Annotated in this window: 12 protein-coding genes; 8 read left to right on the forward strand and 4 right to left on the reverse strand. The window is 70.9% G+C overall.

Annotated features, from left to right (window positions below):
• Nucleotides 1-65: 65 nt before the first annotated feature.
• The 3 genes from OG538_RS30550 to OG538_RS30560 all read left to right on the forward strand — a co-directional run bounded on the left by OG538_RS30550 (nt 66) and on the right by OG538_RS30560 (nt 3,486).
• On the forward strand, nt 66-1,499 hold the full coding sequence (locus OG538_RS30550; protein ID WP_406098661.1) for an RsmB/NOP family class I SAM-dependent RNA methyltransferase: 1,434 nt from the start codon (nt 66-68) through the stop codon (nt 1,497-1,499).
• 122 nt (nt 1,500-1,621) lie between these two features.
• A complete protein-coding gene (gene rpe / locus OG538_RS30555; protein ID WP_328892877.1) occupies nt 1,622-2,305 on the forward strand; it encodes a ribulose-phosphate 3-epimerase in 684 nt (227 codons plus the stop codon).
• 164 nt (nt 2,306-2,469) lie between these two features.
• Entirely contained in the window at nt 2,470-3,486 is a 1,017-nt protein-coding gene (locus tag OG538_RS30560) for a sugar-binding transcriptional regulator (RefSeq protein ID WP_406100371.1), read from the forward strand.
• A gap of 69 nt (nt 3,487-3,555) precedes the next feature.
• Here OG538_RS30560 and OG538_RS30565 read toward each other — a convergent pair whose 3' ends face one another.
• Nucleotides 3,556-4,578 carry a terpene cyclase gene (locus OG538_RS30565; protein ID WP_406100372.1) on the reverse strand — a complete coding sequence of 341 codons (1,023 nt, stop codon included), beginning with the start codon at nt 4,576-4,578 and terminating at the stop codon, nt 3,556-3,558.
• Nucleotides 4,579-4,884: 306 nt separating this feature from the next.
• Between OG538_RS30565 and OG538_RS30570 the strand changes: the two genes are divergently transcribed.
• The 5 genes from OG538_RS30570 to OG538_RS30590 all read left to right on the forward strand — a co-directional run bounded on the left by OG538_RS30570 (nt 4,885) and on the right by OG538_RS30590 (nt 11,400).
• Nucleotides 4,885-6,351 (forward strand): GuaB1 family IMP dehydrogenase-related protein, encoded by a 1,467-nt coding sequence (locus OG538_RS30570; RefSeq protein ID WP_406098662.1) that lies wholly within the window; start codon nt 4,885-4,887, stop codon nt 6,349-6,351.
• A 195-nt stretch (nt 6,352-6,546) separates the two neighbouring features.
• Complete coding sequence (locus tag OG538_RS30575; protein WP_406098663.1) at nt 6,547-8,004, forward strand: aldehyde dehydrogenase family protein; 1,458 nt, start codon at nt 6,547-6,549, stop codon at nt 8,002-8,004.
• Nucleotides 8,005-8,140: 136 nt separating this feature from the next.
• Nucleotides 8,141-8,596: an Lrp/AsnC family transcriptional regulator gene (locus OG538_RS30580; protein WP_406098664.1), complete on the forward strand. Its 456-nt coding sequence runs from the start codon at nt 8,141-8,143 to the stop codon at nt 8,594-8,596.
• A 254-nt stretch (nt 8,597-8,850) separates the two neighbouring features.
• Nucleotides 8,851-9,648 (forward strand): carbon-nitrogen hydrolase family protein, encoded by a 798-nt coding sequence (locus tag OG538_RS30585; protein ID WP_406098665.1) that lies wholly within the window; start codon nt 8,851-8,853, stop codon nt 9,646-9,648.
• A gap of 51 nt (nt 9,649-9,699) precedes the next feature.
• Nucleotides 9,700-11,400 (forward strand): flavin monoamine oxidase family protein, encoded by a 1,701-nt coding sequence (locus OG538_RS30590; RefSeq protein WP_406098666.1) that lies wholly within the window; start codon nt 9,700-9,702, stop codon nt 11,398-11,400.
• Between the two features lie 6 nt (nt 11,401-11,406).
• Here the strand turns inward: OG538_RS30590 and OG538_RS30595 are convergent, their stop codons facing one another.
• The 3 genes from OG538_RS30595 to OG538_RS30605 are packed head-to-tail and all read right to left on the reverse strand — an operon-like array spanning nt 11,407 to nt 14,359.
• Nucleotides 11,407-12,255, reverse strand: a complete 849-nt coding sequence (locus tag OG538_RS30595) for a fumarylacetoacetate hydrolase family protein (protein WP_406098667.1) — start codon at nt 12,253-12,255, stop codon at nt 11,407-11,409.
• Between the two features lie 39 nt (nt 12,256-12,294).
• Nucleotides 12,295-13,320, reverse strand: a complete 1,026-nt coding sequence (locus tag OG538_RS30600) for a hydroxyacid dehydrogenase (RefSeq protein WP_406098668.1) — start codon at nt 13,318-13,320, stop codon at nt 12,295-12,297.
• Nucleotides 13,304-14,359 (reverse strand): dihydrodipicolinate synthase family protein, encoded by a 1,056-nt coding sequence (locus OG538_RS30605; RefSeq protein WP_406098669.1) that lies wholly within the window; start codon nt 14,357-14,359, stop codon nt 13,304-13,306. The genes OG538_RS30600 and OG538_RS30605 overlap by 17 nt, the downstream gene beginning before the upstream one ends.
• Nucleotides 14,360-14,361 lie beyond the last annotated feature (2 nt).

The following is a 14,361-nucleotide window of genomic DNA, read 5'->3' on the forward strand; positions in this document are numbered from 1 at the left end:
CGGAGCGGGCCGGGGACGTAGGCTGGGGCGGTTCGCCCCCTCACCATCAGCGGAGCACCTTTCACGTGAACGACCAGCCGCGTCGCCGTCCCGCCAAGCCGCACCGCCGCCCGCAGAAGGACCCGGTCCGGTTCCTCGCCTTCGAGGCCCTCAGGGCCGTCGACGAGCGCGACGCGTACGCCAACCTCGCCCTCCCCCCGCTCCTGAAGAAGGCCAGGGCCAAGGGCGACTTCGACAACCGGGACGCGGCGCTGGCGACCGAGCTGGTCTACGGGACGCTGCGCCGCCAAGGCACGTACGACGCGATCGTGGCCGCCTGCATCGACCGGCCGCTGCGCGAGGTCGACCCGCCCGTCCTGGACGTCCTGAACATGGGCGTGCACCAGCTGCTCGGCACCCGCATCCCGACCCACGCCGCCGTCTCCGCGAGCGTGGAGCTGGCCCGGGTCGTGCTGGGCGAGGGGCGTGCCAAGTTCGTCAACGCCGTCCTGCGCAAGGTGTCCGCCCACGACCTCGACACATGGGTCGCGAAGGTCGCCCCCTCGTACGAGGACGACGCCGAGGACCACCTCGCGATCGTGCACTCGCATCCGCGCTGGGTCGTCTCCGCCCTCTGGGACGCGCTCGGCGGTGGCCGCGCGGGGATCGAGGACCTGCTCGAAGCCGACAACGAGCGGCCCGAGGTCACCCTGGTCGCCCGCCCCGGCCGCTCCACCACCGATGAACTGCTCGATGCCCTCGGCGTGGAGAACGGCCTGCCGGGCCGCTGGTCCCCCTACGCCGTGCGGATGGCCGAGGGCGGCGAGCCCGGCGCCCTGACCGCCGTGCAGGAAGGCCGGGCCGGTGTCCAGGACGAGGGCAGCCAGCTCGTGGCCGCCGCCCTCGCCAACGCCCCCCTGGAGGGCAGCGACACCCGCTGGCTCGACGGCTGCGCCGGCCCCGGGGGCAAGGCCGCCCTGCTGGCGGCCCTCGCCGCCGGTCGCGGTGCCGCCCTGCTGGCCGCCGAGAAGCAGCCGCACCGGGCCCGCCTCGTCGAGCGTTCGCTGGCCGGCAACCCCGGCCCGTACCAGGTGATCACCGCCGACGGCACCCGCCCGCCGTGGCTGCCCGACACCTTCGACAGGATCCTCATGGACGTCCCGTGCTCGGGCCTCGGTGCGCTGCGCCGCCGGCCGGAGGCCCGCTGGCGCCGTCGCAAGGAGGACCTGGAGAGCTTCGCGCCCCTCCAGCGCGGACTGCTGCGCGAGGCGCTGAAGGCCGTACGGATCGGCGGCGTCGTCGGATACGCGACGTGCTCGCCGCATCTCGCCGAGACCCGGGTGGTCGTCGAGGACGTGCTCAAGGGCCGCGGCGGGGCGCCCGTCGAAGCCGAGTGGGTGGACGCCCGGCCGCTGATGCCAGGGGTACCCGCGCTGGGCGACGGGCCGGACGTCCAGCTCTGGCCGCACCTGCACGGCACGGACGCGATGTACCTGGCCCTGCTGCGCCGCACCGGCTGAGCACCCCGGATACGCCGGGCCGGGGGCGAAAAGGCAGGGAATGCGCGAACTGTAATGATCCCGTGAGGCTTTGGAGCGCACCGAAGCGGGGAACTGCCCCGGAACATGGCAGGCTTGACCCCATGGCCCAGATCAACCCCAGCATTCTTTCCGCCGACTTCGCACGTCTCGCCGAGGAGGCACAGGCCGTCGAAGGTGCGGACTGGCTCCATGTCGATGTCATGGACAACCACTTCGTGCCCAATCTGACGCTCGGCGTCCCGATCGTGGAATCGCTCAGCAGGGCCACCAGCACGCCGCTGGACTGCCATCTGATGATCGAGGACGCCGACCGCTGGGCCCCGCAGTACGTCGAGGCGGGGGCGGGCTCCGTCACCTTCCACGCGGAGGCCGCGGCGGCCCCCGTGCGGCTCGCGCGGGAGATCCGGGCCAAGGGCGCCCGCGCGTCGATGGCACTCAAGCCGGCGACGCCCATCGAGCCGTACGAGGACCTGCTCCCCGAGCTCGACATGCTGCTGATCATGACGGTGGAGCCGGGCTTCGGGGGTCAGTCCTTCCTCGACATCATGCTGCCGAAGATCCGCCGCACCCGTGAGCTGATCTCCAGGCACGGCCTCGAACTGTGGCTCCAGGTCGACGGGGGTGTCTCCGAGTCCACGATCGAACGGTGCGCGGAGGCGGGCGCGGACGTGTTCGTCGCCGGTTCCGCCGTGTACGGCGCGAAGGACCCGGCCGATGCCGTCCGGGCACTGCGCGCCAAGGCCGAGGGTGCCATCGCCTCGGCGGGGTGGGCGTGCGGCCACTGACGCCGATGACGGCGCAGGCACCCGCTCCGGTCCCCGGTCGCAAGTCGGATGGGCCAAGTGCAGATGAACGCGGTCCGACGGGACCGATCAAGGATCGCCGTATCTGACAGGATGAACGGCGTATCGAGAGCGTGAACAGCAGTGAGGAGAACGCGGTGTCTGCAATGTCGGCGGGCCGGTCCGCCCTGCGGATGGGGCCCGCGGAGCTGGTGCAGGCGGCGGCCATGGCCCGCCGCTTCTACCTCGAGGGCAAATCCAAGATCCAGATCGCCGAGGAGTTCGGCGTCAGCCGCTTCAAGGTGGCCCGGGTCCTGGAGACGGCTCTGGAACGTGACCTCGTACGAATCGAGATCCGGGTCCCCGCGGAGCTGGACGCCGAGCGCTCCGACGCGCTCCGCGCCCGCTACGGGCTGCGCCATGCGGTCGTGGTCGAGTCCCCGGCGGAGGAACAGGACGATGCCGCCGACCCGGAGAACCTGGGCGAGGTCGCGGCCGACCTGCTCGGCGAACTGGTGAACGAGGGCGATGTGCTCGGGCTCGCCTGGGGACGGTCCACCATCCACATGGCGGCGGCCCTCGACCGGCTGCCCCCTTGCACCGTCGTGCAGCTCACCGGGGTGTACGACGCGGGAACGGCCGAGCGCGGCTCGGTCGAGGCCGTGCGGCGGGCCGCGCAGGTCTCCGGCGGCGAGGCCCACCCGATCTACGCGCCGATGCTGCTTCCCGACCCGGCGACGGCCGCCGCGCTGCGCCACCAGACGGGCATCGCGCGGGCCTTCGAGTACTTCGACAAGGTGACGGTCGCGGCCGTCTCCATCGGTTCGTGGGAGCCCGGGATCTCCACGGTCCACGACATGCTCTCCGACGCTGAGCGCGAGCACTACGCCTCGCTCGGTGTGGCCGCCGAGATGTCGGCGCACCTCTTCGACTCGGACGGGCGGCGGGTCGGCCGCGACCTGGGCGAGCGCTGCATCACGGTCGAGGCGGACCGGCTGCGCCGGATCCCCGAAGTGGTGGCTATCGCCGGCGGTCAGCGCAAGGCCGCGGCGATCGGGGCCGTACTGCGGTCCGGTCTCGTCACCAGCCTGGTGACGGACACCGCCGCGGCCGACTACCTGCTGACGGACTCCGCCGCGCCGCGCCGCCCCGCACTGGAGCGGGCCGACCCCGACGGGGACTGAGCCGGGACGTGGAGGAGGGGCGGGCGGTGCTGACACCGCCCGCCCCTCCTCCACGTCCCGCCGGGCCCGTCAGTCCCGCCCGACGCCCAGGACCGTGGACTCCAGATACTGCTCCGGCTCCTTGTACTGGCTGACGTCGGCCGGGTTGTAGCGCGGCGTCTGCCGGGACCAGTCGAGGTTGCCGCGCATCCAGCTCCGCATCCCGTCCAGATACGGCTCCAGCATCCGGGTGAGCTGCGGGTAGACGCTCAGCAGCTCGGCCTCCGCGGTCAGGAAGCGCTCGGTCTCCGTGGCAATCTCCGCGCAGACGTGTTCCAGTGCCTGCTGCTTGCCGAGACCGCGGTGGTGGCGCACGAGGTGGACGAGGTTGTGGATCTCGCCGAGCACCTGTTCCTTCTCGTACGAGTACACGTCGTTCGCCCAGCACACGACGTTGCACGACGCTTCGAGCGCGGTGATGAAGCGCGGATCGTTGTGGATCGACTCGGGCGCCTCGATGCCGGCCACGATCTCTATCAAATCCATGCAGACGTGTATCGCGCCCGTGTGGCGGCGCTTCTCGATGTACGTCGCCTCGGACGGAACCACGCCGTCCGCACGGTTGCCGGCCTCCCAGGTGGTGGCCGTCCTGAGGTACGTGATCAGGTGCCAGGCGAAGCGCCGCCGCCAGTGCGCGGCGGCGGCCGGCGTGGTGCGTTCCCACAGGTCCGTCAGGGCGACGACCGCGGCCGGCAGCCGCTCGTTGGCCAGGGTGCCCGTGCCGGCGCCCTCGACCACGGACTGCATCAGGGCGACGACGTCGCGTACCCGGTCCGGGCTGCGGCCCAGATGCCCGTCGTCGAGCTGGTCGTCGACGAGGAACAGCCAGACGAACCAGTCGGCGACGAGGTCCAGGTTCTTGCTGTCGGCGGTCGGATACACCATGCCGACGAAGGCGCCGAAGTCCGCCTGCTCGAAGCGATCCCTGGCTGAATCCCGGTGCACCAGACCGGTGTTGCGGGTCCAGCTGTCGAGATGCTCCCTTACGTGCCCGACGTGCGGATTCGTCCGCTGGGGGAACGGGCAGTAGATGTCCGGCAGTTCATGCTCCACGGGCGGGTCGTCATCCTCTCCGGTCATGTGTGCGGCGGGAGTTGCGGCCGCACCACCTTGATGCTCCGGGGCGTCGTGTGACCCGCGGGACCTGCGCGTTTGAAGCTACCTGACCCCAAGTCACCAGGTCCAGAGAAGGTGATCACGAATGGTTCGGGCACCCGTCGGGTAGGGTCCGTGGGCAAGGCAGGTTCCACTTGCCCGGGACTCCCGACCTGTTCCTCGGAGGAACATACGAACGCGGGAGTCATTTGCTGTGTCTTCGTGGAAGCGACCTGCGCCATTTCGTATGAAAACATGAGTGTTATGCGTTTTCTTGAGCCCGGCACCGGTCGATACACAGAGTCCCCCTCCGTCCCGTACGACCTCACGTACGACGACGTCTTCATGGTCCCGGGCAGGTCGGCGGTCGGATCCCGTCAAGGGGTCGACCTGTCCTCGCCCGACGGCACCGGCACCACCATCCCGCTCGTCGTCGCGAACATGACGGCCATCGCGGGCCGCCGGATGGCCGAAACCATCGCCCGTCGCGGTGGGCTCGTCGTCATCCCGCAGGACATCCCGATCGAGGTCGTCACCGAGGTCATCAGCTGGGTGAAGACGCGCCACCTCGTGCTCGACACCCCCATCGTGCTGGCCCCCGGCCAGACGGTCGCCGACGCCCTGTCCCTGCTGCCCAAGCGCGCCCACGGCGCCGGGGTGGTCGTCGACGGTGAGCAGCGCCCCGTCGGCGTGGTCACCGACCACGACCTGACCGGCGTCGACCGCTTCACCCAGCTCTCCGAGGTCATGTCGAAGGACCTGGTGCTGCTGGACGCGGACATCGACCCGCGTGACGCCTTCAACAAGCTCGACGGCGCCAACCGCAAGCTCGCCCCCGCGGTCGACGCGGACGGCCGGCTCGTCGGCATCCTCACCCGTAAGGCCGCACTGCGCGCCACTCTCTACACGCCCGCCACCGACGGGGCGGGCAGGCTGCGCATCGCGGCCGCCGTCGGGATCAACGGCGATGTCGCGGGCAAGGCCAAGCAGCTCCTCGACGCCGGCGCCGACACGCTCGTCGTCGACACCGCGCACGGCCACCAGGAGTCCATGATCAGCGCGGTGCGTGCCGTCCGGGCACTGGATCCGCAGGTGCCGATCGTCGCAGGCAACATCGTCGCCGCCGAGGGTGTGCGCGACCTCATCGAGGCCGGCGCGGACATCATCAAGGTCGGTGTCGGGCCCGGCGCCATGTGTACCACCCGGATGATGACGGGCGTGGGCCGGCCGCAGTTCTCCGCCGTCCTGGAGTGCGCCGCCGAGGCGAAGAAGTACGGGAAGCACGTGTGGGCCGACGGGGGTGTCCGCCACCCGCGCGACGTGGCCATGGCGCTCGCCGCCGGTGCCTCCAACGTGATGATCGGCTCCTGGTTCGCCGGGACGTACGAGTCGCCCGGCGACCTCCAGCAGTCCGCCGACGGTCGCTTCTACAAGGAGTCCTTCGGCATGGCGTCCGCGCGCGCCGTGAAGAACCGCACATCCGACGAGTCGGCGTACGACCGGGCCCGCAAGGCGCTCTTCGAGGAGGGGATCTCCACCTCGCGGATGTTCCTGGACCCCTCCCGCCCCGGCGTCGAGGACCTGGTCGACTCGATCATCGCGGGCGTCCGTTCCTCCTGCACCTACGCCGGTGCGGGCTCCCTCGCGGAGTTCGCCGAGAAGGCGGTCGTCGGCGTGCAGAGTGCCGCCGGGTACGCGGAGGGCAAGCCGCTGCACGCCAGCTGGAGCTGATCGCCCGCCTCGCACCGACCGTGCCCCTTCCGGCTGTCTCGCAGCCGGGAGGGGCGCTCGCGTTTCCGGGCAGCGGAGGGCCGGGACACGGCCGGAAACCGTGCCCGGGGCGGGCTGGGATCCATATCAACTCGCTGGAAAAATAAGTAATATGAATCCCACTCAGCTGCCCGCCACTCTGCGGTAAGGGATCTCATGTCCTTCTTCACTGACCTGGCCCATCAGTACATCGACGGCGAGTGGAGGCCGGGCAAGGGGTCCTGGGACATCATCGACTTCAACCCGTACGACGGGGAGAAGCTCGCCTCCATCACGGTCGCCACAGCCGATGAGGTGGACCAGGCCTACCGTGCGGCCGAGACGGCTCAGCAGGCGTGGGCGGCCACCAACCCGTACGCCCGGCGAGCGGTGCTGGAGAAGGCCCTGCGCGTCGTCGAGGAGCGCGAGGAGGAGATCGGTGACGCGATCGTCGCCGAGCTCGGCGGCACTCGGCTGAAGGCGGCCTTCGAGCTGCACCTGGCCAAGGAGTTCCTGCGCGAGGCGGCCCGGCTCGCGCTGCGTTCCACCGGGCAGATCCTGCCCTCGCCCACCCCGGGCAAGGAGAACCGCGTCTACCGGGTGCCGGTCGGCGTGGTCGGGGTCATCAGCCCGTTCAACTTCCCCTTCCTGCTGTCCCTGAAGTCCGTGGCGCCGGCCCTGGCGCTGGGCAACGCCGTGGTGCTCAAGCCGCACCAGAACACCCCCGTCTGCGGTGGCACCCTGGTGGCCAAGGTGTTCGAGGACGCCGGACTGCCCGCCGGTCTGCTGAACGTCGTCGTCACCGACATCGCGGAGATCGGTGACGCCCTGCTGGAGCACCCGATACCGCAGGTCATCTCCTTCACCGGCTCCGACAAGGTCGGACGGCACGTCGCGACGGTGTGCGCGGCGAACCTCAAGCGCTCCGTGCTCGAACTCGGCGGCAACAGCGCGCTGATCGTCCTCGACGACGCCGACGTGGACTACGCCGTCGACGCGGCGGTGTTCAGCCGGTACGTGCACCAGGGGCAGGTCTGCATGGCGGCCAACCGGATCCTCGTCGACCGCGCGGTGGAGAAGGAGTTCACCGAGAAGTTCGTCGCGAAGGTCGCCTCCCTGCGCGTCGGCGACCCGGCCGACCCGGCGACCCAGATCGGCCCGCTGATCAACTCCACCCAGGCCGAGGCCATCTCCGCCCTCGTCGACCAGACGGTCGAGGCCGGTGCGACGGCACTCCTGCACGGACGGGCCGACGGGAACGTCGTCAGTCCCTCCGTCCTCACCGGGCTGGCCGCCGATTCCCCCGTACTGTCCCAGGAGATCTTCGGCCCGGTCGCGCTCCTCGTGCCGTTCGACGGCGAGGACGAGGCGGTCCGGATCGCCAACGACACCCCGTACGGGCTGAGCGGCGCCGTGCACACCGGCAACATCGAGCGCGGCGTGCAGGTCGGGCAGCGCATCCGTACCGGCATGATCCACATCAACGACGGCACGGTCCACGACGAGCCGATCGTCCCCTTCGGCGGCGAGAAGAACTCCGGGCTCGGCCGGCTGAACGGCGACTCGATGCTGGAGGCCTTCACCACGCAGAAGTGGATCTCCGTACAGCACGGGCGCTCGCAGTTCCCCTTCTGATCCGGCGCCACCTGCGCTGAGCGCGCCCTGCCGGGCGGGCCCATGGTCTACTTCCGGGGGCGGCACCGCCGCCCCCGGAACAGCCGTGCCCGGCCCCACCAGGGCCCCGCCATCGCAGAGAAGTGACCCGTACGACGTGCGACTGAACGACCTCGACGAACGCATCGTCCACGCCCTCGCCGAAGATGCCCGCCGCTCCTACGCCGACATCGGCTCGATCATCGGGCTCTCCGCACCCGCGGTGAAACGCCGGGTGGACCGGCTGCGCGCCGAGGGGGCGATCACGGGTTTCACCGTCCGGGTGGATCCGGCGGCGCTCGGCTGGGAGACCGAGGGGTACATCGAGATCTACTGCAGCCGCAACACCTCACCTGAGTCCATCAAGCAGGGCCTCGCCCGGTATCCGGAGGTCGCCTCGGCGTCCACGGTGACGGGGGAGGCCGATGCGCTGGTCCAGGTCTTCGCGGCGGACATGCGCCACTTCGAGCAGGTGCTGGAGCGGATCGCGGGCGAGCCGTACGTCGAGCGCACGAAGTCCGTGCTGGTGCTTTCGCCGCTGCTGCGGCGGTACTCGTCGGGGTCGCCGGGATAGCGGCGCGGCCGTCCGAGCAGTGCGGCAGGAACACCGGCCGGTGCCTCAGGGACAGCCGGATCCTCCGGCGACGGTTCCGTCCTCGAACGCCGGACGAGCCGGCTGCGCCCACACCGTGCAATGAATCGCCGCGACCGGCTGATCGGACGCAACGAATCGACGGTCGATGCGCAACGCTCGCGCCTTGTCCGGGGGGAATCGCGGAACGTACCGTCAATACGTCCCCGCCCCGCCCGCATCGTCCGAGGTCAGCCATGCCGCCGTTGCGCACCGCCCTGCTCCAGAGCTCCGGATGTCCGGGCTCGGTGGCCCGGAACATCGAGGCCCTGGAGAGTGCCGCCGCGCGCGCCGCGGCGAGCGGCGCCCGGCTGCTCGTCTGCCCCGAGATGTTCCTGACCGGGTACGCGATCGGGGACGACGTGCCCCGGCTGGCCGAAGCCGCCGACGGGCCCGCCGCACAGGCCGTCGCCGAGATCGCCCTCCGGCACGAGATCGCCGTCCACTACGGCTATCCCGAGCGCGACGGCGAGGCCCTGTACAACGCCGCACAGCTCATCGGGCCCGACGGGACCGCGCTCGCCAACTACCGCAAGACCCATCTCTTCGGCGACTTCGAGGAGCAGTGGTTCACCCCGGGTGACCAGCCGGTCGTCCAGGCCGAGCTCGACGGTGTCCGCATCGGCCTCCTGATCTGCTACGACGTCGAGTTCCCGGAGAACGTACGGGCGCACGCCCTGGCCGGCACCGATCTGCTGCTGGTTCCCACCGCGCTGATGCACCCCTTCCCGTTCGTCGCGGAGTCCGTCGTCCCGGTCCGCGCCTTCGAGAGCCAGCTGTACGTCGCCTACGCCAACCGCACCGGCACGGAGGGCCCCTTCGAGTTCGTCGGACTGAGCGCTCTCGCCGGCCCCGACGGCACGGTCCGCACGCGCGCGGGACGCGGCGAGGAACTCGTCATCGGTGACGTCGACCCCGGCCTCCTGACTTCTTCCCGGGCGGGCAACCCCTACCTCCGCGACCGCCGTCCCGGCCTGTACGGCTCCCTCGCCTGAGTACGCCGCCCCGCTCACCCACCTCTTTTCCCCGCAAGGAGTCCGTACCCCATGACGTCCACGGTGCCCCCGGCCGTCCCGCACACCGACGCAGCCCCGCCGATCACCATGTTCGGGCCGGACTTCCCGTACGCGTACGACGACTTCCTCGCCCACCCCGCCGGAATCGGGCAGATACCGGCGACCGAGCACGGCAGCGAGGTCGCCGTCATCGGCGGCGGGCTCTCCGGCATCGTCACCGCCTACGAGCTGATGAAGATGGGGCTGCGGCCCGTCGTCTACGAGGCGGACCGCATCGGCGGACGGCTGCGCACCGTCGAGTTCGACGGCTGCACCACGGACGGCGAACCGCTGACCGCCGAGATGGGCGCGATGCGCTTCCCGCCGTCGTCGACGGCCCTCCAGCACTACATCGACCTGGTCGGACTGGAGACGAAGCCGTTCCCCAATCCGCTCTCCCCGGTGACCCCGTCGACCGTCGTCGACCTCAAGGGTGAGTCGCACTACGCCAGGACCATCGACGACCTCCCGCAGGTCTACCGCGACGTGATGGACGCCTGGAACGCCTGTCTGGAGGAGGGCGCCGACTTCTCCGACATGAACCGGGCGATGCGCGAGCGCGACGTGCCGCGGATCCGGGAGATCTGGGCCCGGCTCGTCGAGAAGCTCGACAACCAGACCTTCTACGGCTTCCTCTGCGACTCCGACGCCTTCAAGTCCTTCCGACACCGCGAGATCTTCGGCCAGGTCGGCTTCGGCACCGGCGGCTGGGACACCGACTTCCCCAACTCCATCCTGGAGATCCTCCGCGTCGTCTACACCGAGGCGGACGACCACCACCGTTCCATCGTCGGCGGCAGCCAGCAGCTTCCGCTGCGCCTGTGGGAACGCGAACCGCAGAAGATCGTGCACTGGCCGCTCGGCACCTCGCTGGCCTCCCTGCACGAGGGAGACCCGCGCCCCGCCGTGACCCGGCTGAACCGCACCGCCGGCAACCGGATCACCGTGACCGACGCCACCGGCGACATCCGGACCTTCCGGGCAGCCGTCTTCACCGGACAGTCCTGGCTGCTGCTCTCCAAGATCGCCTGCGACGACGCGCTCTTCCCGATCGACCACTGGACGGCGATGGAGCGTACCCACTACATGGAGTCCTCCAAGCTGTTCGTCCCCGTCGACCGGCCGTTCTGGCTGGACAAGGACGAGACCACCGGGCGCGACGCCATGTCGATGACGCTGACCGACCGGATGACGCGGGGCACCTACCTCCTCGACGACGGCCCGGACCGGCCGGCCAGCATCTGCCTCTCGTACACCTGGTGCGACGACAGCCTGAAGTGGCTGCCGCTGTCCGCGAACGAGCGCATGGACGTCATGCTGAAGTCGCTCGGCGAGATCTATCCGAACGTTGACATCCGCAAGCACATCATCGGCAACCCGGTGACCGTCTCCTGGGAGAACGAGCCCTGGTTCATGGGCGCGTTCAAGGCGAACCTGCCCGGTCACTACCGCTACCAGCGCCGCCTGTTCACCCACTTCATGCAGGACCGGCTGCCCGTCGACAAGCGGGGTCTGTTCCTGGCGGGCGACGACATCTCCTGGACGGCCGGCTGGGCCGAGGGGGCCGTCCAGACCGCGTTGAACGCCGTCTGGGGCGTGATGACGCAGTTCGGCGGTGCGACCGACGGCACCAACCCCGGCCCCGGCGACCTCTTCGACGAGATCGCCCCGGTCGAACTCCCGGAGGACTGAGCGCTGTTACGCGGGCCGGCAGACGCTGCGCTGCCGGCGCAGGCCCGAGATCCCGACCTCCATCACATCGCCCGGGCCGAGGTACGGGAAGCGACCGGACAGGGCCACGCCCTGTGGCGTACCGGTGTTGATGATGTCGCCGGGTTCCAGCACCAGGTACTGAGAAAGATGGTGCACCAGATGCGCCACGCTGAAGATCATGTCCGCGGTGGAGGAGTCCTGGCGGGGCTCACCGTTGACGAAGCTGCGCAGCCGCAGCCGCTGCGGATCGCCGGCCTCGTCGGCCGTCACCAGCACCGGGCCCAGCGGGTTGAAGGTCGCGCAGCTCTTGCCCTTCGACCACTGGCCGCCCGACTCCTCCAGCTGGAAGGCGCGCTCGGACACGTCGTTGCTGACCGCGTAGCCCGCGATGTGGGCCGCGGCGTCGGCGGGGGAGCCGAGGTAGGAGGCGCGGCGCCCGATCACGACGGCCAGCTCCACCTCCCAGTCGGTCTTCTTCGACCCGCGCGGGATGAGGACGTCGTCGTACGGACCGACCACCGTGTTCGGTGACTTGTAGAAGAGGATCGGCCGCTCGGGCGGCTCGGCACCGGACTCCGCGGCATGGGCCGCGTAGTTCTGCCCGATGCACAGGAGCGCGGAGGGCCGGGCCACCGGGGCGCCGACGCGCTGTCCGGTGATGTCGGTCTCCGGGAGCCTCGGTTCGGCGGGGATCAGGTGCGGGTTGTCGGCCAGCGCAGAGAGGAAGGCGCCGTCGATGTCGTCCGTGACGCCGGACAGGTCGTAGTGGCGGCCCTCGGGGCTGACGGCGACCGGGCGCTCATGGCCCGGCTCGCCGATGCGCATCAGTCGCATGGCGGTGAGATCTCCTGACGGGTACGGGGTCCTGTGGATTCAGTGCAGCCGGGTGAGAGCATCGGCGGTGACCGCGTGGACCGGCGGACGTCCGGCCAGCAGCCGCAGCACCTCGTTGACCGCGCTGGTGCCCAGCCGCTGCCGGCACTCGACGCTGCCCGCCGCCTGGTGCGGGGTCAGCAGCACGTTCGGCAGCGCGCGCAACGGGTGGTCGACGGGCAGCGGTTCGGCGTCGAAGACGTCGATCGCCGCGTCGAGCCGCCCCGAGGCCAGTTCGGCGAGGAGCGCGTCCTCGTCGACCAGCCACGACCGGGCGGTGTTCACCAGACCCGCTCCGTCCGGCATCAGGGCCAGCTGCTCGGCGCCGATCATGTGACGGGTCTCCTCGGTGACCGGGGCGTGCACGGCCACGATCCTGCTGCGCGAGAGCAGCGTCTCCAGCGGTACGGGCGTCACGCCGAGCGCCGCGGCCTCGTCCCCGGTAAGGAACGGGTCCGTGACGCTCACCCGCGCCCCCATCGCCCGCACCAGACGGATGTATGCGCGGCCGGTCCGCGAAGCGCCGATCACACCGATGTCGCTGCCGTGGATCTCATGGCGCGGCGGGGCCTCGCTCGCCGCCGCCCACTCCAGCCCGCCGTGCAACGCGTGGTCGAAGCGCTGGATGCGGTGGAGCAGCGACAGCGTGAAGGCGAGCGCCACCTCGGCGACGGGGCGGGCCATCTCGTCACCGGCCTGCGTGACCAGGATGCCGCGCCGGAACACGTCCTCGGTGACATAGGGGGCGACCGCCGAACCGGTGTGCGCCACCAGCTCCAACCGGTCCGCGTGGGCCAGCAGTCCGGCGTCCACCCTGGGCGCCCGCCACGCGGTGATCAGCGCGCGGGCGCCGGGCAGCGCGGCCGCGACCGCCGCCCGGTCGAAGTGGTCGTCGACGACGATGAGTTCGGCCGCCCGCTCCAGCTCCTGCCACACCTCGGCGGTGAAGAACTGGGCGCGCAGGCCCGGCGGTACGGCGACGACGACCCGTGAGGAGCGGTCGGCGGGTTCAGGAGAGCCAGGCATCGAGGTGCTCCGCAACGAAGGCGTCATCGGTCAGCCAAGGGTAGGACCCGGCCACCCGGGTGATCTCGTCGGACTGGCCGGGGGAGAGCGTCTCGGCCGGGTCCAGACAACGGATGTTCGCCAACAGGCCCTGGCGGCGCAGCACCTCGTGCACCCCGGCGATGCAGCCGCGGAAGGCGCCCCGTACGTCGAAGACCGCACTGTTGGCGTCGGTGAGCTCGGAGCGCCGGGCCAGACAGCGGACCATCGCCGCGTGGTCGCCGGCACGGGCGCGCCGGACTTCGTCGAGCAGGGTCACGGCCGAGCTCGTCCATACCGCCCACTGGCCGAGCAGCCCGCCCGCGAACCAGCGCGGGGTGCCGGTGGCCGTCTCGTACGGCGTGAGCAGATCACCGATGATGTCGTCGTCGTTGCCCGTGTACAGGGCCACTTCGTCGGCCCGGTCCGCGGCGGCCACCGCCCGGACGACGTCGGCGGTGCGGTAGCGGTCGAACGGGGCGATCTTCACGGCGACCGTGTGCGGCAGGTCGGTGAACGCCGACCAGAAGCCCGGCGACAAGTACCGCCCGCCGACGGCCTCCTGGAGGTAGAAGCCGATCACCGGCAGCACCTCGCCGACCGCCCGCGCGCGTTCCAGCAGCCCCTTCTCGTCCGCACCGGGCACGGCCGGGCTGAGCAGCACCGCGTCGTAGCCGAGCGCGGCGGCGGTCTCGGCCTCGGCGACGGCCTGGGCGGTGTATCCGCAGGCCCCGGCCACCTTCACGAACGGCCGGCCGGCCTCCGCGTCGATCGTCTCGGCGGCGAGCTCCAGCACGGGCTTGAACAGGCCCACCTCCCGCTCGCGGATCTCGAACTGGGTGGTGTGCACGGCGACCGCGGCGCCGCCCGCGCCCGAGGCGAGGTAGTAGCGGGTCAGAGCGCGCTGCCGGCGTTCGTCGAACGTGCCGTCCGCGTGCAGCGCGAGCGGATGGGCGGGGATCGCCGCGCCGTGGGCGAGCAGTTCCAGCGCGGGTGTGGACAGGAGGGAGGGAGTGGACATGG

The sequence above is a fragment of the Streptomyces sp. NBC_01013 genome, assembly GCF_045162765.1.
Classification (GTDB): Bacteria; Actinomycetota; Actinomycetes; order Streptomycetales; family Streptomycetaceae; genus Streptomyces.